Origin of the sequence: Williamsia muralis (assembly GCF_002735905.1) — a bacterium.
GTDB classification, from domain to species: domain Bacteria; phylum Actinomycetota; class Actinomycetes; order Mycobacteriales; family Mycobacteriaceae; genus Williamsia; species Williamsia muralis_A.
Genome location: NZ_PEBD01000010.1, coordinates 1,175,411 through 1,200,374 on the forward strand (window position 1 = coordinate 1,175,411; position 24,964 = coordinate 1,200,374).

The window sequence follows — 24,964 nt, forward strand, 5'->3', positions numbered from 1 at the left end:
GCTCGACGTCCATACATTGGGACAGGTGAGAGCGGCTCGGTGTCGCTGGGGGACTGAACAGAAAGGAATGACATGGACGAATTGGTTCGGGTTTCCGAGGGCAGGATGCTGGGAGGCGTCTGCACCGGCATCGCACGACGGTACGGCTGGGACGTGAATGCGGTGCGCGTGGCATTCGTGGTCTCGTGCCTGTTGCCGGGGCCGCAGCTGGTCGTTTACCTGGCGCTCTGGTTGGTGATGCCGATGCAGGGCAAGACCGCCCCCGCCGGCGGGGTCACGCCGGTCTGACGATGCCCGCGGCGTGGCGCCGCCGGGCCAGTGAGTCGACGCCGTCGAGCAGGAACATCTGCGCGACGAAGTAGGTCGACAGCACGGTTGCCTCGCTCATCGCGCGTGGGAGGTTGCCGCGCAACAGATACCGGCGATTCATCAAGATCGCGTCGGACAGCATGAACAAGATCCCACCCGTTGCCAGTCGGCGGGTGGGATCGCCTCGTGTGCCCGAGGACAGGTACGGGTCGGCGGCCGTGGCCGCCATCACCGACAAGGCGGCTCCGTAGGTACCGAGCACGGGCAGCAGCCTGGGCTGGTTCAGGATCAGCAGTGCGGCAACCTCGTTCATCACCGCGAACCGGGGGAGCAGTCGTCGACGTGTCGGCCGGGCACCGTGCCGGGTGAACAGACCCAGGTAGGCCAGGTGTGCCGCGCCGAACATGGTCGCGCCGGTCTGTATGTGCCGGTCTTTGCCTGGACCTTCGGCGAACTCTTCGCGATACATGAAGTAGTCACCGGCTGCCGAGGCGATGATCGTGGTGGCCAGCAATGCGTTGTCCGTCGGTGCCCGTCGCCTCGTGCCGCGAGCAACGGTGATCGCCAACATTCCCAGCGCTGCCGGCTTGACGACAGCGACCACCGGCCGGTGGCGAACAGCTCCCGCTGCCGCCACCAACACGGTGGTCACCGCAAACGCTTTGCGCTCCGGACACTTCCAGCCGGACACCCGCATGTCTGGTCAGCCCGCGAAGAGTCTCTCGACGAACCCTGAGGCATCAGGCAATGCGGCCGCAGCCGTGCCCTGACCGTCGGACGGATACGTCCGGACCGTCACGTTCTGTCCCGACGCCTGCACCCTGTTGATGAAGTCGAGTGTGTACGGCAGCACAACCGTGGTGTCGAGCAGACCCTGTCCGATGAACACCGGTTTGTCGTAGCCGCGGTCGGGGACACCGAGGTAGGCGTCGACGACAGGCCTGATGTTCGGGATCGACGCGACCGGCTTGGTGAACAACTCGTTGATTCCGGTCGAGGCGACCGAGCGCTGCAGTTCGGCGGAACACACCTTGAGGGCCTTGTCCACGAGTGCCTTGCCCTCGGTGGTGAGGTAGGAGTTCAGATTGAGCTCCGGGTACGAGCCGCGAATACCGGCGATCGCGTAGAGCACCTCGGCGGTGAGATCGGTGGGCAGCGGCACGGGGATGAAACCCGGTCCGGCACTGAGCACCAATTCGCCCAGATTGGCCGGCACGCTGGTGGTCACCGCGCCCCGGAAGTCGAGCTCTGGGCCCTGCCACGCTATGGCGTTGCGCGCAGTCGCCAGCGCCGAGGTCGCCCCACTGCCGTTCCCGTTGACGATCCACTCGTCGGACAGGTCCGGGGTGATGTCGTGGGCGGCCTTGACCGCGTCGACGATGTTGCGTGCCTTGATGTCGCCCTGCAGGTCCGGCGTGGCCCCTTCGACACCGAGACCGGCGTAGTCCGAGGCGACCACGGCGTAGCCCTTGCGGAGCCAGGGGGTGATGTCGTTCCAGTGGGCGGCGGATTCGGTCTTGCCCGACCAGGACGGCGCACACTTGTCGGCCAGGCCGACGGTGTCGTGCGCCCATGCGATCACCGGCCAGCCGCCTTCGGGCGCAGTGCCTCTCGGCAGGTACACCGCGGCACTGCTGATCTCGCTCCGATTCTCGGCCGCGGTGGTCCAGTATGTGAAGCGGTCGGCGCTGCCGGCGCCGGTGACCCAGCGATCGTCTGGCAGACCGATGTTGGCGTGGACGGTGCCCGACGTGGCGGTCGGCGCGGCGGCTGCGACGCCGGTCCCGATCGCGGCGGCCACGGTCGCGGCCAGGGCGGCAACGGTCAGACCGCTGACACTCATTCGTCGCAGTGCTTGTGTGTGAACACTTTTCATGACTTCTCCTACAAGAAAACGCTGATACCGAGCTACGCCTGGGTGATCCCGATCATCGGGAAGAAGAAGCAGCTGCGGTTTCCGTTCTGGACGGTGCCGAAGACTGCGGACAACACTGTGCCGTTGCCCGTCTCAACCGGTGCCAGGCGGGCACCCTTGACGCTGACGTTGTTCACCACAGCCGAGATGCGCTCGGCGATCGCGGTGCGGATTGCGGCCGGGAAGGAGGCGGGGACGTTCTTCATCAGCAGGTCGACGATCGTCGTGCCCACCGGCGCCATGTCTGCGAAACCGCCCTTGAGGGTGTTCACGTTGAACCAGGCAACCTGCATTCCGGTGGCTGCGCCGTCGGCAGTGATGCCGGCCGGGAAGAAGCCGAAGAGCGTCTCACCGTCTTTGATGAGGTTGGCGTCGAGTCCTTCGGGAAGCTTCAGCCCGGGCAGGAAGTAGGGGCCCGGAATCGCCCCACCTACTGCGGGGACCAATCCGAGCGGATTGGATTCGGTCGGGGCTGTGCAGTTGAAGGCCGCCGACGGGTTGATGAAGCTCTGGATGCCGAGCTTGCGCAGGCTCTCGTTGGCCTCGGCGAGAAGGCCGAACATGTCCGAGGAGTCAGCTGCCGGCGTGGCCGCGGTGCCGGCGACCTCGGTCGGCACCTGACCTGTTCCGCCCAGGAGTGCCTTCGCCGCGGCCAGGGCGGTCGGATCTCCCGAGGTCTTCTTCAACGTTCCGATCGCCGATGTGAGTTCGGCGTCGCTGGGGGTGTGCTTCGGAGCGGTGAGGGTCGTGTCGATCGGTGCCGCGGGCTCGGCCGTCGCCAGGGCAGGCATCAGCAGCGCCCCGGACGCTGCGATCGCAAGTGCGGCGACGCCTCGGCGAAGCATTGGTGAGCTGGGCATGGTTCCCCCTTGAAGAGAAGATTATGGGCCACCTGTTACTCGTGTGACAGATGTGGCCAATGGTGCGCTTGTTACACACAACCATGTGATTCAAGGAGAAGGCAAGCTGCGACGCTGACCTGTGATGCAACTGCTACCGTTCCGGTTTTCCTGCGGGTCAACGGATCTCGGCAAGACTGTTCGCAATGGTAAAAGAAACAGGCGCCGACCAGATGGTCGACGCCTGTTGCTGTGCGGGGGAGGGCTAGATGTTCATCAAGCCGACGGTCGGGATGATGGTGCAGCTGACCACCTTGCCCTCGGTCTTTGTGGTGACATTGCCGTAGATGGCCGAGATGACCCGGCCCTTACCGGTTTTCGCGATCGTGGTGAAAGTTCCGGGGCCCTCGGCGACGTTGATCTTCTCGTTGCGCTGCAGGCTCTGCTGGCCGGTCTTGCCGGTGTCGATGTTGACCCAGGCCACGGTCAGGGGGGCTTCTTTGTTGTTCAATGCGGGCCCGGTGCCGAGGCTGGTGTAGACGAAGCCGGCTTCGCCGCGAGCGGGACCGGGAGCGGGTGCCTGCTGCGGTCCTGCGGTCGCGAGCGCGGTGCCCACGGAGTTGCCTCCGGGAATGCACCCGTTGCCCAGGGTCGGGTAGAGGAATTGCTGGATCACGGGTGCGCCGGGGCCGGTGGGAATGGCGGGACCGCCACCGCCGGTGCCCTCGAGGAAGCTGATGACACGATCCCAGATCTTCGCGAGGTCTGGCGGCAGTCCGGAGTCGGCTGCCAGGGTCTTGGCGTTCGCCATCAGATCGGCATTGACCTTGCCGTCGGGGCCCGGGGTCGCGGCCGAACCGATGATCGCCGGGACGAACGCGCCCAGCGACTGCAGTGTGGCCTCGCTGACCTTGGGTGTCGGCGCCGGGGCCGGTGCGGCAGAGGCCGTGGCCGGCAGTGCGAGCGCAGCGCTGGCGGCAATCGCGACGGCCGTGACGACCCGGCGGGCGGAAAGGTTGGGCAACGGCTTGCGTGAACGCTTGCTGCTGCGACCTGTCGGCTCACTGAATAGCACTGTGTGGTGTCCCATCTTGCGTTGATTGCCCGCGATCTGACGGCTGGTGTGTAAATCGCCGTGCTGACGGTAACCGTTCCGTGACCATCCCGCCAACAGGGGGGACGCGCCGCGAGAATCGATTTCTGTCGCCAGGGGACCATAGCGTGTTACTGGAGTGACTCATGGGGCTGGAGACACAATTGTTATGTGTCGTTCGGGCCACGGCCACGCGCACTGGGCGAGAGCGGTGCGTCGAGTGCCTGGTTAGATCATTGATGACCAGGCACCACCGCACCTCTGGAGGCTCGATGCGTCGACGACATCAATTCGTAGCAGCGCTGATCGCTGCCGCGGTCGCCACGACCGCCTTGAGCGCCTGTGGCGACTCGGACACAAGCGATGAGGTGGTGTTGCTCACCCACGACTCGTTTGTGCTGCCGGACGAACTGCTGGCCACCTTCGAGGACCAGACCGGATTGACCCTGAAGGTGGTCAAAGAAGCCGATGCGGGTCAGCTGTCCTCATCGGTCGCCCTCACGGCCGGCTCGCCTCGCGGCGACGCCGTGTACGGCATCGACAACACCTTCGCCTCCCGGGTCGTCGACGCCGGCGCCCTGGTGGAGTACACCAGCCCCGACAACGCCCTCGGACCCGCCGACGACGCGTTGCCTCCCCCCAACCTGCTCACCGCCGTCGACCGGGGAGACGTCTGCGTGAACGTGGACAACACCTGGTTCGCCGACCGCAACCTGCCCACACCCCGGAACCTGGCCGACCTCACCGACCCGCGGTACCGCGGGCTGACCGTCGCGATGGATCCCGCCACGTCATCACCGGGAATGGCGTTCCTGCTCGCGACCATCGCCGCCAACCCGGATGGGGTGAACGGCGGATGGCAGGGTTACTGGCAGCGACTGCGCGACAACGAGGTGGCCATCGCGCCCGGATGGACCGAGGCCTACAACCAGGAGTTCACCGCGGGTGAGGGCAAGGGCTCCAAGCCGATCGTCGTCTCCTACGCATCGTCGCCCGCGTTTCTCCCCACCACCACCGCATTGCTCGACACCTGCTTCGAGCAGATCGAGTACGCCGGCGTGCTGCGCGGCGCGTCGAACGAAGACGGCGCCAAGAAGGTCATCGACTACTTGATCAGTGAGCCTGTTCAGGCGGCGCTTCCCGAGTCGATGTACGTCTACCCGGTCCGTGAAGGAACACCCCTGCCGGCCGACTGGGCTGAGCACGCTCCCGAGCCCGAGTCCGCCGCAACCATGCCCGCCGATGAAATCGCGACGAACCGCGAAGCGTGGCAACAGGAGTGGCGCACCGTGATGGGCCGCTGATCGAGGTGCCGACGGCTCGGCCGGCACATCCGGCCATTGCCGGCCGAGTGGCGGTGACGGCGCTGGGCGCCGCCCCGCTGGTGTTCGTGGCGGTGATGTTCGGCTGGCCACTCGTGGCGTTGGCGGAGCGGGCGTTCGCCGACGGCTCCGCGTCGAACCTGTGGCAGCTTCTCGATGGCGCCAACGCCGCACATCTGCTCTGGTTCACCGTCGCGCAGGCGGCCGCGTCCACAGTCCTCACCCTGCTGATCGGCCTTCCGCTCGCGTGGGTGCTGTCCACCTATGAACTCCGAGGTGCGCTGCTGCTGAGGATGCTCGTCACCATTCCATTTGTCCTGCCCACTGTTGTTGTCGGCGTGGCTTTCTCGGCTCTGCTGAGTAATCGCGGCCCGCTCGCCGGCCTTGATCTCGCCGGGTCGGTCTGGGCAATCCTGTTGGCGCACATGTTCTTCAATGTCGCAGTGGTGGTGCGCACGGTCGGGTCGGTGTGGTCCGGAATCGATCCTCGCTCTGAGCAGGCCGCCCGGACTCTCGGAGCCGGACCCGTCCGCGTGTTCCGCACGATCACCTTGCCCGCGCTGGCCCCGGCCATCGCCTCTGCGGCATCAGTGGTGTTCCTCTTCTGTGCGACCAGCTTCGGGGTCATCCTGATACTCGGTGGCGGCAGATTCAACACGCTGGAGACCGAGATCTACCGGCAGGCAATCGGTTTCTTCCAGCTACCTGCTGCGGTTGCGCTCTCGATGGTCCAGATCGTCGTGGTCGCGGTGGTGGTCGCGCTCAGCGCGATCCTCGGTCGCCGGGTCCGCGCGACAGCTGCTCCGCGGTATCGCAGGCGGCCACGCGGCCGTGAGTGGCCGGTGATCGGCTCGATCCTCGGGGTGTCGGGGGTGATCCTGCTGGCCCCGCCGGCAATCCTGGTGCTGCGCTCGGTGCGACCCACCGTCGGTGGGAGCTGGAATCTGGACGGTTACCGGGCGCTGTCGGAGTCGGTGAACGGTCAGACACCACTGGACACCATGCGGTACTCGCTGCTCAGCGCGACGTGGGCGACGGTCATCGCGATGGTCCTCGGTCTTGCCGGCGCCGTTGCCATCTCCCGGGCGAGGGGATGGTCGGGCAGTGCTGCCACGGTGATCACCATGCTCCCGCTGGGGGTCAGCGCGGTGACCGTCGGCCTCGGGTACCTCGTTGTCCTCACGGCGATGCCGCGGGAGGTGAGCACCTCGCCGGCCATCGTGCCCGCGGTGCAGGCCCTGATCGCATGCCCACTGGTCATCCGGATCCTCGTGCCGGCCATGGGACTGATCGACGGGCGGCTGCGTCAGGCGACGGCCACCCTGGGAGCCGGCCCGTGGCGGGTGTGGTGGACCGTCGACTTCCCGGTCATCAGGCGAGCACTGTGCGCTGCAGCGGGTTTCGCTTTTGTCATCGCGCTCGGGGAGTTCGGGGCGACCAGTTTTGTCGCTCGTCCCGACACCACAACGGTGCCGGTACTGATCGGTTCGTCCCTTGCCCGGCCCGGGTCGGGCAACTTCGCGACCGCGATGGCCTGCTCGGTGATGATGCTGGTGGTGACCGCCGTGGTGGTCACCCTGATCGAGGTCGTCCGTCGCGAAGAACGGGGAGGCGAGTTCTGAGATGCTCCAATTATCGTCCGTGACAGTCGGTTACCGGTCTGAAACCGTCCTCGACGACCTCAGCTTGTCGATCGGCACCGAGGGATCGGCCATCACGGCATTGCTGGGTCCGTCGGGATGCGGCAAATCCACCCTCATCCGCGCCATCGCCGGCCTGGAACCACTGACCGCCGGCACGGTCACGTTCGACGGAGCGGATCTGGCGCCGATCGCAACCCATCGGCGCGACTTCGGGGTGGTGTTCCAGGACGGACAGTTGCTGCCCGGACGCAGCGTCGCAGACAACATCGGATACGGATTGCGTGCCCGGCGCTGGCGTAAAGATGCCACCGGCACCCGAGTGGCCGAGATGCTGGACCTGGTCGACCTCTCCGGCTACGGGAACCGGCAGGTCGCCGAGTTGTCGGGTGGGCAGCAGCAGCGGGTGGCCCTGGCGCGCGCTCTTGCCCCTCGTCCTCGCCTGTTGCTGCTCGACGAACCCCTCTCGGCCCTCGATCGGCAACTTCGTGAACGACTCGCCGTCGAGATCGCCGAGATCATCGACGCCACAGGCACTCCCACCATCGTGGTGACCCACGACCACACCGAGGCGGCGTTGATGGCCGACCACATCGCCGTCATGGACCGGGGCCGGATCATCCAGCACGACGACCCGGCGTCGTTGTGGCGCGCACCGCGAAACGACCGGGTCGCCCGGTTCATCGGGTGCACAACCATCTTCCAAGGGACCGTTCGCGCGGGTGTGTTGGACAGCGACCTCGGCGCGGTTGCGCTGGATGTTCCCGATGGGCGAGTGCGAATAGGGCTACGGCCGGACGCTGTCACGGCCGTACCGCTCGCCGATGCCGGGCAGTCGGCGCCCGTCGGAACGGTGCGGCATGTGGCATCGCTGCCGGAGGGGACACGAGTGCGGCTGTCGGTGGCGGGAATCGACGTCGATGCTGTGAGCAGTGCTGCGGTGTCGTTGGGAGATCGGATGGCGATAGCGCTCGACGCACACCGGCTTGCGGTCATCACCGAACACAGCACGGAGGACGCCGATGCGTGAAGTCGTCGCCGGGGCAGTGATCGGGGATGGTCGTCTGCTGCTCGCCCAGCGGACCTATCCCACGGAGGTCGCCGGGTTGTGGGAACTGCCGGGCGGAAAGGTCGAGGAGGGGGAGACCCGTGAACAAGCCCTCCGCCGCGAACTCGGCGAGGAACTCGGCATCGAGGTACGGGTCGGTCGGCAACTCGGGGACCCCGTACCGCTGCGCGCCGACCTCGTCCTGGTGGCGCTGGCCGCTGATCTGATCAAGGGGTCGCCCCGGCCGGCGGAACACTCAGCCGTGCGGTGGGTCGAGACGCCGGAACTCGAGTCGATGGCGGCGCGGGGTGAACTCGTGCCTGCGGACGCTGCCTGGCTCGATGAACTGGTTGAACTGTTGGTCAGGCAGCGCGGGAACGAACCTTCTTGAGGGCTTTGGTGAGTTCTTTGTTGGACATGCCCTGATCAGCGAACTTCTGCATCTTGTGGATCACCACGGGGCAGCGCAGGCACCGGGTGGACGATCGGCAGCACTTCTTTTTCGCCTTCATGCTGCAGACGTCTGCGGCTTTCTTCTTGCCCACTGCTGACCTCTTCGCGTCGGTACGTACCCGGAAAAGTTAGGTTAGCACCACCTTAATTCAGGAGTCGATGTGTCCTGTGACGGCGCTCTCACCGGGGTACCGGATACCCTGTATTGGTCTGAGCACCTCGCTCGACCTTTTTGACATGCCCACTTCACGTCCGGAGAACTTCAGTGACTGCTGCCCCCAATTTCCGCAACGTCGCGATCGTTGCGCACGTCGACCACGGGAAAACCACCCTGGTTGATGCGATGCTGCGGCAATCGGGCGTTTTCGAGGAACGCGCCGAACTCGTCGATCGTGTGATGGATTCCGGCGACCTCGAACGGGAAAAGGGCATCACGATCCTCGCCAAGAACACCGCGGTGCACCGTCGTCAGCCCGACGGCACCGAAGTGGTCATCAACGTCATCGACACCCCCGGCCACGCCGACTTCGGTGGTGAGGTGGAGCGCGGCCTGTCCATGGTCGACGGTGTTGTGCTCCTGGTCGACGCGTCCGAGGGTCCGCTGCCGCAGACCCGGTTCGTGCTGCGTAAGGCTCTCGCCGCGTCGTTGCCCGTGATCCTCGTCGTCAACAAGACCGACCGTCCGGATGCGCGTATCGCCGAGGTCGTCGAGGAGAGCCACGACCTCCTGCTCGACCTCGCGTCCGACGTCGACGACGAAGCCGCCGAGGCCGCCGAACTCGCCCTCGATCTGCCGGTCCTGTACGCCTCGGGTCGTGCGGGTATCGCCAGCACCACCGCTCCGGAGAACGGCCAGGTGCCCGACGGGGAGAACCTCGACGCACTGTTCGACGTGCTGCTCTCCTACGTGCCCGCCCCCAAGGGTGATCTGGATGCGCCGCTGCAGGCCCACGTCACCAACCTCGACGCCTCGGCGTTCCTCGGCAGACTCGCGCTGGTCCGCCTCTACGCGGGCACCTTGAAGAAGGGCCAGACCGTCGCCTGGCTGCGTGAGGTCAACGGCGAGCCCGTCACCGAGCGCGCCAAGATCACCGAACTGCTCGTCACCGTCGGCGTCGCGCGTACCCCGGCAGAAACCGCCGTCGCCGGCGACATCGTGGCCGTGGCCGGCATGCCGGAGATCATGATCGGCGACACCCTCGCCGACGTCGATCATCCGATCGCACTGCCCAGGATCACGGTCGATGAGCCGGCCATCTCGGTGACCATCGGCACCAACACCTCGCCGCTGGTCGGTCGGGTGAAGGGCCACAAGCTCACGTCCCGCATGGTCAAGGACCGCCTCGACAGCGAGCTCGTCGGCAATGTGTCGTTGCGTGTCCTCGACATCGGTCGTCCGGACGCCTGGGAGGTCCAGGGTCGTGGTGAGCTCGCCCTGGCAATCCTTGTCGAGCAGATGCGACGCGAAGGCTTCGAGCTGACCGTCGGCAAGCCGCAGGTGGTCACCAAGCAGGTCGACGGCAAGCTGCACGAGCCGTTCGAGCACCTGACGATCGACGTACCCGAGGAGTACCTGGGTGCGGTCACGCAGCTGCTCGCCGCCCGCAAGGGTCGGATGGGCGACATGGCCAACCACGGCAGTGGCTGGGTCCGGATGGAGTTCGTCGTTCCCTCGCGCGGTCTGATCGGATTCCGCACCGATTTCCTGACCGAGACCCGTGGCACCGGCATCGCGAACGCGGTGTTCGACGGCTATGCGCCGTGGGCCGGCGAGATCCGCGCCCGCCACACCGGTTCGCTGGTCTCGGACCGCGCCGGAACGGTCACGCCGTTCGCCATGATCCAGCTGGCCGACCGGGGAACGTTCTTCGTCGAGCCGGGCGCCGACACCTACGAGGGCATGGTCGTGGGTATCAACCCGCGCATGGAGGACCTCGACATCAACGTCACCAAGGAGAAGAAGCTGACCAACATGCGTCAGTCCTCCGCCGATGTGATGGAGACCCTCGCCAAGCCCATCAAGCTCGAACTCGAGGCTGCCATGGAGTTCTGTACCGACGACGAGTGTGTCGAGGTCACCCCGGAGGTCGTCCGGGTGCGCAAGGTCAACCTCGACTCGAACACCCGCGCACGTGAGCGGTCGAAGACCAAGGCCCGCAACCAGAGCGTCAGCTGACTCGCTGTGTGAGCTGACATCGGGCGAAGGATCGACGACGGGGAGTTGATGACGGGCGACGCTGCCGGACAACCGCGGTTGGATACCAAGGCGCTCACTGCGCTGAGGTGCTTGGGGCTCGTCGCGGCGTGTCTCATGCTCGTCACGGCGTGCGTCGCCGACCCGCCGCCCCCTGTGCAGCAGACCAATTCGGTTCCGCCCGAGCCCACCGAGCCGTCGGGTCAGGTGCTGTACGTCGCCACCGACTCGATCGGTATCGGCTTCAACCCGCACCTGGCCGCGGACCAGTCGGCGGTGACCACGGCGGTCGCGGCGATGACGCTGCCCAGTTCGTTCCGGCCGGTCGCCGACGGCCCACGGGTGGGATGGGTGATGGACCCGGCTCTGCTCACCAGCGCGGAGGTGACCGGCACAGCGCCGTTCACGATCACCTACCGCATTCACGAGGACGCCCAGTGGTCCGACGGGCTGCCGATCACCGCAGAGGACTTCATCTACCTCTGGCAGCAGATGTCACGTCAACCCAACGTCACCGCGCCCGCCGGATATCGGCTGATCACCGATGTCCGCAGCGGCGGCGGTGGCAAAGAGGTCACCGCTACCTTCGCGGCGCCGTACCCGGCATGGCGGGAGCTGTTCAACGACCTCCTGCCGTCGCATGTGCTCAAGGGCGCTCCCGGCGGCTTCCAGTCGGGCATGGACAGCGGCTTCCCGGCGTCCGGAGGACCCTTCACGATCAGCGGCATCGACCACAGTCGCGACGAGGTGCGGATGATCCGCAACGATCGGTTCTGGCTCAAGCCGGCGATCGTCGATCGGCTGACCCTCCGGCGCGCCGGCACCATCAGCCAGGTGGCGGATTCGATGCGCTCAGGCGACACGCGCGTCGCCGCGATCAGCGGCGGGCCGGCCCTGGGCGCCAACCTCGGCAGTATCGGTGGTGTCCAGACCGGGAAGGTGGCCCAATCCCGCACGCTCGGGATCACGGTGAACACCCGGACCGCCTCGATGGCCGATCTGGACCTGCGGCGGGCGGTGCTCGGTTCCATCGACACCCAGCTCGTCACCTACGCCGGCGCGGACGACACCGAGGTGCTGCCGGCCATGAACTCGGTGTACGCACCATCGGACCCGGGTTATTACCCCGTTCCGCGCGCGGTGGCCACCCCTCAGCAGATCGATGAGTGGATATCGGCCGCCGGATATCGCCGGGGACTGGCCGAGCCGCCGCCGACTCCGTCGGACGAATCGATCCCGTCTGATGCGCCGGGCTCGACGACAACGGAGACCACGACCACTGCACCCGGTTCGTCCGACGTGTCGGGCACATCGACCCCGCAGACCCCAGCCGGGGATCTGCCCCGCCTGCCAGTGGGCGTCCAGCAGGTGGAGCGGGACGGTGAACCCCTCATCGTGCGGGTTGCCTCGGTCAGCGGCGATCCACGGACCGGCGCCGCGGCCGCGAACATCGTCGACCAGCTGGGCCGCAGTGGTATCCGCGCCGAGACCGTCAGCCTGTCCACCGCCGACCTCTACAGCTCGGCTCTGACCGGCCGTCAGGTCGACATCGTCGTGGGCTGGAGCCGCGCGGGCGAGTCGCCCGCCACCGCACTGGCATCGAACACCGAATGCCTCAGTACCGAGGCGACCACGGAGACATCGACCTCGGGTGAACCCGCACCCAGCCCGTCGGCGACACCCTCTCCCGGCCCCGCCGAATCGGCGTCGAGTTCGTCGCAGGCACCCGAGGAGCGCACCGAACCGCGGTACACCAGCAACGTGTCCGGTCTGTGCGACCCGGCACTGCAGGCTCTGTCGGCGCGGGCCATCTCGGCTGACGACCCCACCGAGGATCTCCGCGGCGCCCAGCGACTCCTCGACGACCAATCGGTGTATCTGCCCGTCTATCAGGACGTCCTCACCACGGCGGTTTCGCCGCTTGTGACCGGCGCACCTGTCACCGGGCCGGTTCAGACGGGTATCTTCGGTGGGTCCGCGGGCTGGCAGCAGCAGACCGGAAATTGAAAAGAGAACTCTCACCTTGAACCGTTTGCTGTTCGTGCACGCCCATCCCGACGACGAGACCATCACCACCGGCGGCACAATCGCGAAGTACCTGGCCGACGGAGCCGAGGTCACCGTTGTCACCTGCACGTTGGGTGAGGAGGGCGAGGTGATCGGGGAACAGTGGAGTGGTCTGGCCGCAGACGGCGGTGCCGATCAGCTCGGCGGCTACCGGATCAGCGAACTGACCCGGGCCCTGGCGGAGCTGAGCGCTCCGGCGGCCGAATCCCTCGCACCGGTGTTCTTGGGCGGCGCCGGCCGGTGGCGTGACTCGGGTATGGCCGGGGCGCCGTCGAACGACCACACGCGGGCATTCATCGGCGCCGGTACCGTACCGGCCGAGGTCTTGGCCGAGCTGATCTGTCAGACGCGTCCGCAGGTCCTCGTCGGGTACGACCCGGTGGGCAGCTACGGGCATCCTGACCACATCCAGGTACATGCGATCTGCGCCCGGGCCATCGAGCTCGCGGCAGCGTCAGAGACCCGGCCGTGGACGGTGAGCAAGCATTACTGGACGGTGACCGAGGAATCGGCGCTTGCCGACGGGCTGGCCTCTGCGCAGACGCGGGTGCCTTCGGGCTGGCGGATGCCGCTGGCGGGAGAGCTGCCCAGCCATCCCGATGCCGAGGTCACGACGGCCATCGACGTGCGAGAGGTGTACGACCACAAGGTCCGGGCACTTGCCGCTCATGCGACACAGGTCACGGTGTCGGCGTCGGGTACCGAGTACGCGTTGTCCAACAACATCATTCAGCCCATCTTCGCCGAGGAACACTACATCTTGGTGTCCGGGGTCCAGGGGCCTGCGGGGCCGGGAGGCCGTGAGCCGGACCTGTTCGGGGGGCTGTGATGCGCAGGGCGCTGCTGGTTCTCCTCTGGCTGGACGGATTCCTGGTCGGGATCGCCTCGGTGGCGTTCCTCCAGCTGACCATCGGCACCGTACAGATGCCGATCAGCGCCGTGGTGGCGGCCGCTGCGAACTGTGTGCTGCTGTGGTGTTGCGCGACGCTCACCGAGACCACGGCCCGATTCGGTGCTCTCATCGCGTTCGGTCTCGCCTTCTTCGTGGCCACCGCGAGTGGCCCCGGGGGTGATGCGCTGATGCCTCAGGACTGGCGAGCATTCGCGCTGCTGGGGCTGGGTGTGGGAGTTCCCGCATTCGTGTCGTACGCCGGACTGTTGCCCGCCGCCGACACCGGCAAGACCACTCCGGTCGCGGGGGCCAGGGAATGACCGGGCAGCCGGGGAGCATTATCTGATGGTGACCCCAGACCAGCTGACCTCAGAGGCGCAGACGGACGGGCAGGTGTCCGCAGCGGTGCACAACGCGTTGCAGCAAGCTCGCGAAGGCGCTCTCAGCCCGGAACAGGCCACCACGTTGCTTGCAGTGCGCGGCCATGAGCTGCAGCAGTTGTGTCGCATAGCCGCTGACCTACGTGACGTCGGGCTCGCAGAAGAAGGCCGCGACCGCCAGATCACCTACTCGCGCAAGGTTTTCATCCCGCTGACACGCTTGTGCCGCGATCGCTGCCACTACTGCACCTTCGTCACGGTGCCGGGCAAACTGAGCCGTGCGGGCCACGGCATGTTCCTCGAACTCGACCAGGTTGTCGAGATCGCCCGGCAGGGCGCTGAATTGGGTTGCAAAGAGGCATTGTTCACCTTGGGGGACCGGCCCGAGGACCGGTGGCCCGAAGCGCAGCAGTGGCTCGACGAACGCGGTTACAGCTCCACTCTCGACTATGTCCGTTCCGCTGCCATCCGGGTTCTGGAAGAGACCGGCCTACTGCCCCACCTCAATCCCGGGGTGATGAGTGCCGAAGAGATGTCGCGGCTCAAGCCGGTCGCCCCATCGATGGGCATGATGCTCGAGACCACGGCGCGCCGTCTCTTCACGGACCGGGGGAACTGTCACTACGGCAGCCCGGACAAGGACCCGGAGATCCGCAAGCGGGTACTCGTCGACGCCGGCCGGATGTCGATACCGTTCACCACGGGGATCCTCGTCGGAATCGGGGAGAGTTTCGCCGAGCGCGCCGACTCCTTGATCGAGATCGGCAAGATACACAACATCTTCGGCAACATCCAAGAAGTCATCGTCCAGAACTTCCGGGCCAAGCCCGACACCGCGATGCGCGGGGTCGCCGACGCCGAGTTCGAGGAGTTCCTGGCGGCAGTCGCGGTGGCGCGCATCGTGCTCGGGCCGCGGATGCGAATCCAGGCCCCGCCGAATCTGGTCTCACCTGCCGAGTGCGCGGCTCTGGTCTCGGCGGGCGTCGACGACTGGGGTGGTGTGTCGCCGTTGACGCCCGACCACGTCAATCCCGAACGGCCCTGGCCCAATCTGGAATCCCTGGCCGAGATCACCGCCGCCACGGGCTACACCCTCACCGAGCGCGTCACCGCGCAGCCGCGTTACGTCCTGCAAGGCGCGCCGTGGATCGATCCGGCTGTCGCGGGCCACTTGCAGGCGGTGGCGGATCCGACGACCGGCCTGGCCGCCGACATCCGTCCGAGCGGTCGGCCGTGGGGTGTGGTTCGTGAGGCGGGCCGAGTCCCGGCTCGGGGTGTGCCGGACTTCGGCGCGGCTTTGGACCGTGCGCATGCCGACCCGGCCGGCTGCAGTCCCGACGACTACCTGACCTTGGCGCACGCTGATGGCGAGGAGCTCGATGCTCTTGTCGCTCTGGCTGATTCGCTGCGTCGGCAGACTGCCGGCGATGATGTCACCTACGTTCCCAGCCGCATCATCAACACCTTGTCCGTGTGCGAACCAGGCTGCCGATACTGCGCGACCTCCACCCACTCGGCTCTGTCGGCCGAGCAGGTCGCCGACCGGGCCGGGGAAGCATCGATCGCCGGGGTGGACGAGGTCTGCATTCGAGCCGACCCCGACGCCACCGTCGCAGATTGCTGTGAGTACATCCGCGCGATCAAGGCCCGGGTGCCGTTCATGCACGTGAGCCTCCTGGTCCCCGCGATGATTGGCGTCGCGGTCCGGGCAGGCGGGCCGGTGGCCCACACGCTGCTGGCCGAACTGCGTGACGCGGGCCTCGACCACATCGGTGGCGCAGCGGGACTCAGCATGGGGGCGAACGCGCTCTCGGTGGCCCACGAGTTGGGGCTGCGTTCCACCGCGACCCTGGTCTACGGCCACGGGGGCGGTCCGTCCGATTGGGTGCGTGAGTTGGGGCTGGTGCGCGAGATGTTCGACCGCACCGGAGGATTCGTCGACTTCGTGCCGCTTCCGTTCTGGTATGCCGGAGCCCCTGTCCCGTCTGTGGACGCCACGAAACCGACGATCCGCGACAGTCGGGCAGTGCACGCTCTGTCGCGTGTGATGTTGCACGGTCGGATTGCGACGATCGGAACCAGTCTGCTCGGTCTCGGGGTGGCGGATGCGCAGTTGATGTTGCAGAGTGGCGCAAGCGATCTGGGACGGACGGCAATCGAGGAAACCATCGCGCGATCGACCGGGTCGCATCATGGCCTCGCGTGGACACCCGCAGAGATGCGGTCCATTGCGGGAGCAATCGGCCGACCCGCTCATGAGCGAAGCGTCGCCGGCGTCCGAAAAGAGAGTGCCGCATGAAGTTACCCCTGCCACCGGCGAAGCACCTGAGTGATCACGAGGTCGCCCGGCTGTTGTACACGGCCACCGGGTTGATCGATCCTGCCCTCGGGGCGGTGGAGCACCTCGATCCTCTGGGGATCAAGCACAGAACGTTTCGGGGACCCGAACAGCAGGCCATGTCCGCGTCTGAGGTGCCCGCCGAGGGAATCGCGAAATTGATTGCGGCTTTGGATGACTCACTCGTCAAGGTCACCGACGCTTCCGGCTTCCCGGGGACGGCGAAATGGGAGAGCTGGACCGCTGATCAGCGCCGCGACTGGTGGGTCGGCCGGATGGGAACGGTGACCACGGCCCTGGTGGCCTATCCCGGGGTGTTCGGCGTGATCGCCAATCGGCTGCCGATCCAGGTGATCGCCGGATTCGTGCAGCAAGCGGTCGTGCTGTGCGCTGTCGCACGGGCATACGGCATCGACGACCGTCATGCGCAGACCGACCTGCTCGCCCACGTGCTCTGCCGCCGGAAACTGGATTCGCGTGCGTTGCTGCGCAATGGGTCGGCAGACGAAGGTCACGCCTCGGTGTGGGACAGGCTGGCCACATCGCGTGCCATCGTCGGTGAGTTGGGTCGTCGTCCGTCGCCGCGGCAACCCTGGCGGCTGCTGGGTGCCCTACCGGTCATCGGCGCCGTGGCCGATTTCATCGGCGAGCACTCCGCCCTTCGTCGCGCCACGGACTCCGCGGTGGAGGAGATCCAGCACAACAGCTGACCGCGGGTCAGCGGGCGGGCTCGGCCAGCCCGGCTTCGACGAGTGCCTCGAATCCTCCGACCACGTCGGTGGCCCGGTGGAGGCCGAGTTCCTGCAGCGACGCGGCGGCCAGGCTCGACGTGTATCCCTGCGAGCACAGCACGATCCATCGGACTTCGTGGTCGATCGCTTGGGTGATGCGGGCGTCGGAAGTGGGATCGAGTCGCCATTCGAGAACGTTGCGTTCGATGATGAGGGCACCGTCCACTTCGCCCTCGGCGGCGCGTTGGGCTGCGGGCCGGATGTCGACGAGCACTCCACCCTGTTCGACGGCGATCGGCACGTCAGCCGCTTCCAGGCGCACCAGGCCCTCCCGCGCACGGGCCAGCATTTCATCGATCGTCAGTTGTGTTGTCACCGAACTCATGCTGCCCCGCCGTCGGTGAGGACGGTCTTGGTCCGGCGAAGCGACTGCGAGTCGGTGACTTCGTAGTAGGACATCGCGGTCAACGGTGGTGAGTACGCGTGCACGCTGAGCGTCGGCTCGCTGGTCACCTCGCGGGTGGGACTGCGGACCACGTCGTGGACCCAGCCCAGCGGGAACGAGGCCTGGTCGCCTTCGTCGAGCGTGCGTGCCCGCAGGGTGGATCCAGTCCACCGGTATTCGGTCAGTGCGCCCGACAGCACAGTGAGCGCGCCCAGCGAACCGGCGTGGTCGTGCAGGTCGGTTGATTCGTCGGGAGTCCAGCTGATCAGCCAGATGTCGACATCGTCGTCATAGTGCAGACGCGTTGCCCACCTGTTTTCCCGGTCCCAGTACTTGGGGAGCAGGTCGTCGTGGCGGCCGTCGAGTACGTCACTCGCGCTCTGGTCGGTCAGCCGCAGCAGATCGGCCGGCCTCAACCGTGTCGGGAGGTGGTGGGTGGGTAGTGCCGGAGTGGTGAGCGGACGGTTCAGTGTGGAGGTCATGACAGGTGCTCCTGGGAGGGTCGAATGGTGCGTGGTCGCTGGGTCAGCGACAACACATTCGGTTCCACAAGGGCATCTGGTGCGCGTTCACGTCACCCAGGATGGATCGCGCGGGCCGGCGTGCACAGGGTTAGGACCGTCGTGATTTCAATCGAGGCCCGACTGATGGGGAGAAAGGCCACCTTGCCTCACCCGGTTTTGACTTGATATGTGCAACGCGGATACTAGGAGGCGACAAGCGGGCAGTCTGCCGTCCTTTTGTGGTGGAGGGCGTGCCCGCTTTTGAGCGCGCGCAGCCCACGCGCGAGTAGCGAAGACGAGGAGGGTGGTCGGTGACCTATATCATCGCTGAGCCTTGCGTTGATGTGTTGGACAAGGCATGCGTCGAGGAATGCCCTGTCGACTGCATCTATGAGGGCGAACGGATGCTCTACATCCAGCCCGACGAATGTGTCGACTGTGGTGCCTGCGAGCCGGTGTGCCCGGTGGAGGCCATCTTCTACGAAGACGATGTGCCGGACGAGTGGGAACCGTATGTCAACGCCAACGTCGACTTCTTCGATGATCTCGGTTCGCCTGGCGGTGCCAGCAAGGTGGGGAAGGTCGCGTACGACTCGCCGTTCGTCAAGGCGCTGCCCCCGATGAACACCGAGGACTGACTGCCCGATGACAGTGGTGCGTGGCCGCGAACCGGTTTCCAGGCGGCTTCCGGATTTCCCCTGGGACACCCTCGCGGCCGCGAAGGCCCGGGCGACGGAGCATCGCGACGGCATCGTAGATCTCTCTGTGGGAACGCCGGTGGACCCGGTTGATCCGCTGATCCGGTCGGCACTGGCCGAGGCGTCGGGTTTCCCCGGCTACCCGGTGACCATCGGGACGCTCGAGGTCCGCAGCGCCGCGGTGGCCGCTCTTGCGCGCCGGCACGCGGTTCCCGGTCTCGACGAGACCATGATCTTGCCGGTGATCGGGACCAAAGAGGTCATCGCCGGTCTGCCGTCGACCCTGGGTATCGGACCGGGCGATCAAGTGGTGATTCCCGAGATCGCTTATCCCACCTATGAAGTCGGTGCCCTGCTTGCCGGTGCGGAGCCCGTTCGCGCTGATTCGCTCACGCAGCTCGGACCGAGTTCGCCTGCCCTCTTGTACCTGAACTCGCCGTCGAACCCCACCGGGAAGGTCCTCGGGCTCGAGCACCTCCGCAAGGTGGTCCAGTGGGCGCGCGAGCGCGGGACGATCGTGGTGTCGGATGAGTGCTACCTCGGCTTGGCGTGGGACGACGAACCGCTGTCGATCCTCGACCCCCGGGTCACCGACGGTGATCTGACCGGTCTGCTGGCGGTCCATTCGTTGTCCAAGACGTCGAATCTGGCGAGCTACCGCGCTGGTTTCCTCGCCGGCGACCCGGCGCTGATCGGGGAGCTGCTGGCCGTGCGCAAACACGCGGGCCTTATGGTCCCGTACGCGATGCAGGCGGCGATGGCCGCTGCGCTCGGCGACGACCATCACGTGGACGCCCAGCGGGAGCGTTACCGCGCCCGCCGCGAGACTCTCGCGGCGGCCGTTCGCAGCGCCGGGCTGCGGATCGATGAATCGGCCGCAGGTCTGTATCTGTGGGCGACCCGGGACGAGCCGTGCCGAGACACCGTCGACTGGCTTGCCGAGCGCGGCATCCTCGTCGCCCCAGGCGATTTTTACGGCCCGCGTGGCGTGCGCCATGTACGGTTCGCGCTGACCGCCACCGACGAACGGATTACGGCTGCGGCCACCCGCCTGGCATTCTGACCTGCAGATATATCACCTGTAGCCAATCTGAGACCGTTCCGTTACCCCATTTCGGCGACTTTGGGCGAAGCTGTGATCAACCAGCTGGATCGATTGTCGAAACAGCTACCGCTACAAGGGATTCGAATGGCCGGCGCCGTCCACTCGTGAACCGGGTGAGGAGGCGTGATGAGCACACAGCTGACCGGATCATCAATCGCGTGGCGTGCCCCGATCTCCGATCTGCTGGGCGATCTCGCGGCTGCGGGGTCCCTGCGGTTCACCGAAGTGGTCGCCGAGAACATGACGCCCGGCGCGTTGCCGGACGGAGTGATCGATCTGCGCGCCCGAGGAGTGACGATCGTGGCGCACGGCGTCAGCCTGGGCCTCGCCGGAGCCGATGTACCCGACCCGGGGCGTTTGCGCCGACTGGCCGAACTCGCACGTGAACTCGAGTCGCCGGTGGTCAGCGAGCACATCGCGTTCGTCAGGGCCGCCGACTCGCCCGATCCTCTACATGGCGACGTTCTGGAGGCCGGTCACCTGTTGCCGCCTCCCCGAACACGCGCGGCGTTGACAGTCCTGTGCGACAACGTCTCCCGTGCCCAAGATGCAGTCGGTGTGCCGCTGGCACTGGAGAACATCGCGGCGCTGATCGCCTGGCCGGAGGATGAGTTCGACGAACCCGACTATCTCGCCGAGATCGTCCGGCGCACAGGGGCGCAGTTGGTCCTGGACGTGGCCAACCTCTTCTCGAGCGCAGTCGCGCAGGGGACTGATCCGCTACACCAGTTGCTGCGATTCCCGTTGTCGCACATCGCCTACGTGCACACCGCAGGCGGGCGTTATCGCCAAGGTCGATATGTGGACACCCATGGCGATCCGATGGTCGACGATGTGACGACGTTGCTCACGCAGTTCGTGGCGGGATGCCACCGGGCGCGGATTCGGGTTCCCGGGATCATGCTCGAACGCGACACGGGCATCAGCCCCGAGACGGTCTTGCCGGGCTTGCGCGCGATCGACGCCGCGATCGAGGAAGGCCGGGTCCGTGAAGTCGACCATTGCGCTTGACCGAGAACGCGCGGAGCTCGCCGCCCGCCAACGCGAGGTGGTGGGTGAGCTGTTGGCAGGCCGGGTCCCCGCCGGATTCGACCGCGTCGGATCGATGCTGACGAGCGACATCCTGGTCGGGAAGCGAGCTTCGGCGGCGCTGCGTGCCGGCCCTCAACTCGAAGCGCTCCCGCGCTGGCGTTCGCGGTTCGGTCAGTTCGGTAGAGAGATTTCCCTTCGTGGGTGCGCGCATGATGACGTGGCCGCTTTCACGTTGTGGCTCGAGCGTCGCGAAGATCTGGACCCCGAGGCAGCGGATTGGCTCGCGGTCGAAAAGGTGTACGCAGGTGTCCGGCGGATCGCTTGGGTGCGCTACCGCGGACGTCGAGAACTGGTGATCGGAATGGGTTCGGCGACATGGCATCTGTCAGGGTCGCGTCCAAGAGTTGTCGACGAGGAGGGGTTGTCATGAACGCACTGTTCATAGTCCTGGCGGTGGGGATACCGGCTCTGCTGTTCGTCTTGCTGACCCGATCGGCGCAGCCGGGGCGCCGACGCAGGCGTCGCGGAGGCTGGTCGGGCGACGGCGGCGGGTGGATCGGCGGTTCCGACGGGGGAGGTCACGGCGATGGTGGCTCCGGCGGTGGGTCGTGTGGAAGCAGTTGCGGCGGCGGCGGCTCGTCGAGTGGTGGCGGTGGCTGCGGGAGCAGCGGGTAGAAGGGCAAGGCCATGACAATTCTGATCGTGATCGGCGCGTGTTTGGCCGGCGGGGCGCTGATCGCCCTCATCGCCGTGGTCGGTTCTCGCTCTTCCAGATCAGCTGATCGGTATCGGGCTCCGGGTCGGGGACCCTGGTACGGCTCGCCGTACAACAATCTCAGTGGCGGGGACGCGTCGACGAACCACGGCGACACCAGCTGGAACGATTCGTCGGGACCCTGGCACAGCAACAGCTGCGGATCGGGCCATCATCACAATTGCAGCTCGAGCAGCTCGAGCAGCTCGTGCAGCAGTTCAGGATCGTGCAGTTCGGGGAGTTCCTGCAGTTCCGGAAGCTCCTGTGGCTCAGGGTGCGGTGGTGGCGGAGGCGACTGACCATCGACTCCGCCCCACCGACACGTCGCGCGTCAGTTCGCGTGCAGCGCCGCGTTGAGTTCGATGCCATCGCCCTTCCACGGAACGACCTCGACCGCACCGGTTGTGCTGTTGCGGCGGAACAAGATGTTGCTCTTGCCCGACAGCTCCCGTGCCTTGACCACGGTGCCGTCAGGCCCGGTGACCTTGGTGCCCGCAGTCACATAGAGCCCTGCTTCGACGACGCAGTCGTCGCCGAGCGCAATACCGCACCCTGAGTTGGCGCCCAGCAAGCAGCGCTTGCCGAGCGAGATGATCTCTTTGCCGCCGCCGGACAGGGTGCCCATCGTCGATGCGCCACCGCCGACGTCGGATCCGTCGCCGACGATGACCCCGGCGGAGATCCGGCCCTCGATCATCGACTGTCCGAGTGTGCCGGCGTTGTAGTTCACGAATCCCTCGTGCATCACCGTGGTGCCCTCGGCAAGGTGCGCGCCAAGCCGGACGCGGCCGGCGTCTGCGATCCGGACTCCGCTCGGCACAACGTAATCGACCATTCGAGGGAACTTGTCGATGCCGTACACGGTGACCTGACCGCGGCTTCTGAGCTTGGCCCGCGTCAGCTCGAAACCTTCGACGGCACACGGGCCGAAGTTGGTCCACACCACATTCGACAGCTTCCCGAAGATACCGTCCATGTTCGCCCCGTGGGGAACGACGAGGCGATGTGAGAGCAGGTGCAGTCGCAGGTATGCGTCGTGGGCGTCGGAAGGTGCGTCGGCCAGCGCGATCGAGGTGCGGACCGCCACGGTGCGCACCCCGCGGTCGGTGTCGCTGCCCACGAGTGAGGCGAGGTCGGCGGGTACGTCATCGCCTTCGAGGAGAGCTGTACCGGATTCGGTCACCTCGGTGAGTTCGGGCGAGGGATACCAGGTGTCGAGGACCGCCCCGTCATCGGTGATGGTGGCGATGCCGATGGCTGAGGCTCCAGATGCGTTGGTCACGGGTCCTGAGTTTACGCGGAGCAACTTCACGCAGGACAATCCAGAGCGTGTCCGAATACGTCACCTACCGCGAACGTCGCTCGTCGCTGGTGCCCGCGACGATCTGGTGGCGCAGCGGCCCGGCAGGTCTCACCGAAATATTGCCGGATGGATGCATGGACCTGATATGGACGGGCACAGATCTGATGATCGCCGGACCGGACACCGGACCCGTCGTCGTGGAGGGATCGCGCACGGCAGAGATGACCGCCTTGCGATTCGAGCCGGGCGTGGCCCCGGTTGTCTTCGATTGTGCCGCAGACGAACTGATCAACAGCAGGATCGCGCTCGCCGATGTGTTGCCGGCCCGTGCGGCACGCCTGCTCACCGAACAGGTGGCATCCGCCGCGGATCCTGCAGGAGTACTACAGAGATGCGCCGCCGACAGCCTCGCCCGGAGGCCGCCCCCGCGATGGCTCCGTCCGGCGACCGCACTGTTGGCGGAGGGTCAGCCGGTGAGCCGGGTCGCCGACGAGGTGAGCGTGAGCCCGCGTCAGCTCCAGCGATGGTCACGGCACCACTACGGGTACGGCGCCAAGGCGCTCGCGCGGATCCTTCGGGTGGATTCGGCGCTGGATGGTCTACGGGCCGGGGTCCCGCTCACACAGGTGGCCCACTCGGCCGGGTACGCCGACTACGCGCACATGTTCCGCGAGGTCCGGGCGGTCACCGGGAAGGCCCCGGCCCACTTTGCTCGCAGTCGGATGGACAACTCGTGGGAGCGAGCGGTGGGCGACTACGGTGAACCACGTGAGTATTCCGGCCCTTGACCTGCGCGCCGACCCGATCGACCTGACGGCAGCGCTCGTCGACATCCCCAGTGTCAGTCATGACGAAGCCGCGATCGCGGATGCCGTGGAGATCGCGATACGCGAGCAGACCTCTGGTTTCGAGGTGCTGCGCCACGGCAACCGGGTGCTCGCTCGCACCGATCGCGGGAAGTCCCGTCGAGTGGTGCTGGCCGGTCACCTCGACACCGTCCCCATCGCCGACAACGTCCCGAGTCGCCGTGAGACGGTCGGCGGTGAGGGTGACGTGCTCCACGGATGCGGCACCGTCGACATGAAGTCCGGCGACGCGGTTTTCCTGCACCTCGCCGCCACACTCGACGACCCGAACTGCGATCTGACCCTGATCTTCTACGACTGCGAAGAGATCGCCGCGACATACAACGGCCTCGGGGTCATCGAGCGTGAGTTGCCACAGTGGCTCGTCGGTGATGTCGCCATCCTGGGTGAGCCCACCGCGGGTCAGATCGAGGCGGGTTGTCAGGGCACCCTGAGGGTGAGGTTGAGCACCGCGGGTGTGCGCGCCCACTCGGCTCGCTCATGGCTGGGTGACAACGCGATCCACAGGCTGGGTTCGGTGCTCCAGACCCTGGCCGCCTACGAGGCGCGCCGAGTGGACATCGACGGGTGCGAATACCGGGAAGGTCTCTCGGCCGTGCGCATCGAGGGCGGTGTCGCGGGAAACGTCGTACCCGACGTGGCGAGCGTCGACGTGAACTTTCGGTTCGCCCCGGACCGGTCGGTGGAGCAGGCGACCGACCACGTCCGTCAGCTGTTCTCGGACGAGATCGCCTCGGGCGCAGTGACCTTCGAAGTGACGGACTCGGCGGCGGGAGCGCTGCCCGGACTCGGGCATCCGGCGGCTGCGGCCCTGGTCGGGGCAGCAGGCGGGCAGTTCCGGGCCAAGTACGGGTGGACCGATGTGTCCCGGTTCTCGGCGCTCGGGATCCCGGCGGTCAATTTCGGGCCGGGTGACCCGAATCTCGCGCACAAACGCGACGAACGGGTGCCCACCGCGCAGATCACCGAGGTGACCGACGTTCTTCGGCGATATCTCACCGCCTGACCGCCTGCTCGGGGGCCGACATCTGCCGACC

General features: G+C 66.6%; 26 protein-coding genes. 18 read left to right on the plus strand and 8 right to left on the minus strand.

Annotated elements, in window-relative coordinates; all coding sequences use genetic code 11:
- The first annotated feature begins 72 nt into the window (after nt 1-72).
- A complete protein-coding gene (locus CSW57_RS18975; RefSeq protein WP_099384111.1) occupies nt 73-288 on the plus strand; it encodes a PspC domain-containing protein in 216 nt (71 codons plus the stop codon).
- Here CSW57_RS18975 and CSW57_RS18980 read toward each other — a convergent pair.
- From CSW57_RS18980 to CSW57_RS18995, 4 genes are all read right to left on the minus strand, one after another.
- The gene (locus CSW57_RS18980) at nt 275-961 is read right to left on the minus strand and encodes a lysoplasmalogenase (RefSeq protein WP_189339321.1); all 687 of its coding nucleotides are present in this window, start codon (nt 959-961) and stop codon (nt 275-277) included. The two genes, CSW57_RS18975 and CSW57_RS18980, sit on opposite strands and share 14 nt — an antisense overlap.
- A gap of 51 nt (nt 962-1,012) precedes the next feature.
- Nucleotides 1,013-2,185 (minus strand): lipase family protein, encoded by a 1,173-nt coding sequence (locus tag CSW57_RS18985; RefSeq protein ID WP_143696582.1) that lies wholly within the window; start codon nt 2,183-2,185, stop codon nt 1,013-1,015.
- A gap of 32 nt (nt 2,186-2,217) precedes the next feature.
- Nucleotides 2,218-3,084 (minus strand): hypothetical protein, encoded by an 867-nt coding sequence (locus tag CSW57_RS18990; protein ID WP_099384114.1) that lies wholly within the window; start codon nt 3,082-3,084, stop codon nt 2,218-2,220.
- Between the two features lie 244 nt (nt 3,085-3,328).
- On the minus strand, nt 3,329-4,138 hold the full coding sequence (locus CSW57_RS18995; protein ID WP_370623986.1) for an Rv1157c family protein: 810 nt from the start codon (nt 4,136-4,138) through the stop codon (nt 3,329-3,331).
- Nucleotides 4,139-4,428: 290 nt separating this feature from the next.
- Between CSW57_RS18995 and CSW57_RS19000 the strand changes: the two genes are divergently transcribed.
- From CSW57_RS19000 to CSW57_RS19015, 4 genes are all read left to right on the plus strand, one after another.
- Nucleotides 4,429-5,460 carry a thiamine ABC transporter substrate-binding protein gene (locus tag CSW57_RS19000; RefSeq protein ID WP_099384115.1) on the plus strand — a complete coding sequence of 344 codons (1,032 nt, stop codon included), beginning with the start codon at nt 4,429-4,431 and terminating at the stop codon, nt 5,458-5,460.
- Nucleotides 5,461-5,555: 95 nt separating this feature from the next.
- On the plus strand, nt 5,556-7,100 hold the full coding sequence (locus CSW57_RS19005) for an ABC transporter permease (RefSeq protein WP_099384614.1): 1,545 nt from the start codon (nt 5,556-5,558) through the stop codon (nt 7,098-7,100).
- 1 nt (nt 7,101) lies between these two features.
- A complete protein-coding gene (locus CSW57_RS19010; RefSeq protein WP_099384116.1) occupies nt 7,102-8,148 on the plus strand; it encodes an ABC transporter ATP-binding protein in 1,047 nt (348 codons plus the stop codon).
- Nucleotides 8,141-8,557, plus strand: coding sequence for a (deoxy)nucleoside triphosphate pyrophosphohydrolase (locus tag CSW57_RS19015; RefSeq protein ID WP_099384117.1), 417 nt, complete (start codon nt 8,141-8,143; stop codon nt 8,555-8,557). Before CSW57_RS19010 ends, CSW57_RS19015 begins: the two co-directional genes overlap by 8 nt.
- Here CSW57_RS19015 and CSW57_RS19020 read toward each other — a convergent pair.
- Nucleotides 8,529-8,711 (minus strand): hypothetical protein, encoded by a 183-nt coding sequence (locus tag CSW57_RS19020; protein WP_033335720.1) that lies wholly within the window; start codon nt 8,709-8,711, stop codon nt 8,529-8,531. The two genes, CSW57_RS19015 and CSW57_RS19020, sit on opposite strands and share 29 nt — an antisense overlap.
- A 173-nt stretch (nt 8,712-8,884) precedes the next feature.
- Here CSW57_RS19020 and typA point away from each other — a divergent pair, with 173 nt between their 5' ends.
- From typA to CSW57_RS19050, 6 genes are read left to right on the plus strand one after another with little or no spacing between them, the layout of a single operon-like run.
- A complete protein-coding gene (typA, locus tag CSW57_RS19025) occupies nt 8,885-10,795 on the plus strand; it encodes a translational GTPase TypA (RefSeq protein ID WP_099384118.1) in 1,911 nt (636 codons plus the stop codon).
- 48 nt (nt 10,796-10,843) lie between these two features.
- Nucleotides 10,844-12,820, plus strand: coding sequence for an ABC transporter family substrate-binding protein (locus CSW57_RS19030; RefSeq protein WP_099384119.1), 1,977 nt, complete (start codon nt 10,844-10,846; stop codon nt 12,818-12,820).
- A 16-nt stretch (nt 12,821-12,836) separates the two neighbouring features.
- On the plus strand, nt 12,837-13,709 hold the full coding sequence (gene mshB, locus CSW57_RS19035) for an N-acetyl-1-D-myo-inositol-2-amino-2-deoxy-alpha-D-glucopyranoside deacetylase (RefSeq protein WP_099384120.1): 873 nt from the start codon (nt 12,837-12,839) through the stop codon (nt 13,707-13,709).
- Entirely contained in the window at nt 13,709-14,092 is a 384-nt protein-coding gene (locus tag CSW57_RS19040; RefSeq protein ID WP_099384121.1) for a facilitated glucose transporter, read from the plus strand. Before mshB ends, CSW57_RS19040 begins: the two co-directional genes overlap by 1 nt.
- A 25-nt stretch (nt 14,093-14,117) precedes the next feature.
- Nucleotides 14,118-16,451: a 7,8-didemethyl-8-hydroxy-5-deazariboflavin synthase CofG gene (cofG, locus tag CSW57_RS19045; protein WP_099384122.1), complete on the plus strand. Its 2,334-nt coding sequence runs from the start codon at nt 14,118-14,120 to the stop codon at nt 16,449-16,451.
- Entirely contained in the window at nt 16,448-17,200 is a 753-nt protein-coding gene (locus CSW57_RS19050) for a hypothetical protein (RefSeq protein WP_099384123.1), read from the plus strand. The genes cofG and CSW57_RS19050 overlap by 4 nt, the downstream gene beginning before the upstream one ends.
- Nucleotides 17,201-17,207: 7 nt before the next feature.
- On the opposite strand, the gene CSW57_RS19055 is transcribed toward CSW57_RS19050, so the two are convergent.
- Together CSW57_RS19055 and CSW57_RS19060 are read right to left on the minus strand one after the other, a co-directional pair.
- A complete protein-coding gene (locus CSW57_RS19055) occupies nt 17,208-17,606 on the minus strand; it encodes a rhodanese-like domain-containing protein (protein WP_099384124.1) in 399 nt (132 codons plus the stop codon).
- Nucleotides 17,603-18,148, minus strand: a complete 546-nt coding sequence (locus CSW57_RS19060) for a cysteine dioxygenase (protein ID WP_099384125.1) — start codon at nt 18,146-18,148, stop codon at nt 17,603-17,605. The genes CSW57_RS19055 and CSW57_RS19060 overlap by 4 nt, the downstream gene beginning before the upstream one ends.
- A 332-nt stretch (nt 18,149-18,480) precedes the next feature.
- On the opposite strand from CSW57_RS19060, the gene fdxA reads away from it, so the two are divergent.
- The 5 genes from fdxA (at nt 18,481) to CSW57_RS19085 (ending at nt 21,679) form a co-directional block, all read left to right on the plus strand.
- Nucleotides 18,481-18,807, plus strand: coding sequence for a ferredoxin (gene fdxA / locus CSW57_RS19065; protein ID WP_023963285.1), 327 nt, complete (start codon nt 18,481-18,483; stop codon nt 18,805-18,807).
- Nucleotides 18,808-18,814: 7 nt separating this feature from the next.
- Nucleotides 18,815-19,930, plus strand: a complete 1,116-nt coding sequence (gene dapC, locus CSW57_RS19070) for a succinyldiaminopimelate transaminase (protein ID WP_099384126.1) — start codon at nt 18,815-18,817, stop codon at nt 19,928-19,930.
- Nucleotides 19,931-20,098: 168 nt separating this feature from the next.
- Nucleotides 20,099-20,983 carry a DUF692 domain-containing protein gene (locus CSW57_RS19075; RefSeq protein ID WP_099384127.1) on the plus strand — a complete coding sequence of 295 codons (885 nt, stop codon included), beginning with the start codon at nt 20,099-20,101 and terminating at the stop codon, nt 20,981-20,983.
- Nucleotides 20,961-21,434 (plus strand): hypothetical protein, encoded by a 474-nt coding sequence (locus tag CSW57_RS19080; RefSeq protein WP_099384128.1) that lies wholly within the window; start codon nt 20,961-20,963, stop codon nt 21,432-21,434. Before CSW57_RS19075 ends, CSW57_RS19080 begins: the two co-directional genes overlap by 23 nt.
- Nucleotides 21,431-21,679 (plus strand): hypothetical protein, encoded by a 249-nt coding sequence (locus tag CSW57_RS19085; RefSeq protein ID WP_189339322.1) that lies wholly within the window; start codon nt 21,431-21,433, stop codon nt 21,677-21,679. Before CSW57_RS19080 ends, CSW57_RS19085 begins: the two co-directional genes overlap by 4 nt.
- A gap of 410 nt (nt 21,680-22,089) precedes the next feature.
- On the opposite strand, the gene dapD is transcribed toward CSW57_RS19085, so the two are convergent.
- Nucleotides 22,090-23,040, minus strand: a complete 951-nt coding sequence (gene dapD / locus CSW57_RS19095) for a 2,3,4,5-tetrahydropyridine-2,6-dicarboxylate N-succinyltransferase (RefSeq protein WP_099384130.1) — start codon at nt 23,038-23,040, stop codon at nt 22,090-22,092.
- A 47-nt stretch (nt 23,041-23,087) separates the two neighbouring features.
- Between dapD and CSW57_RS19100 the strand changes: the two genes are divergently transcribed.
- Nucleotides 23,088-23,849, plus strand: a complete 762-nt coding sequence (locus CSW57_RS19100) for a helix-turn-helix domain-containing protein (RefSeq protein ID WP_189339323.1) — start codon at nt 23,088-23,090, stop codon at nt 23,847-23,849.
- A complete protein-coding gene (gene dapE, locus CSW57_RS19105; protein WP_223249346.1) occupies nt 23,830-24,933 on the plus strand; it encodes a succinyl-diaminopimelate desuccinylase in 1,104 nt (367 codons plus the stop codon). Before CSW57_RS19100 ends, dapE begins: the two co-directional genes overlap by 20 nt.
- The last annotated feature ends 31 nt before the right edge of the window (nt 24,934-24,964 follow it).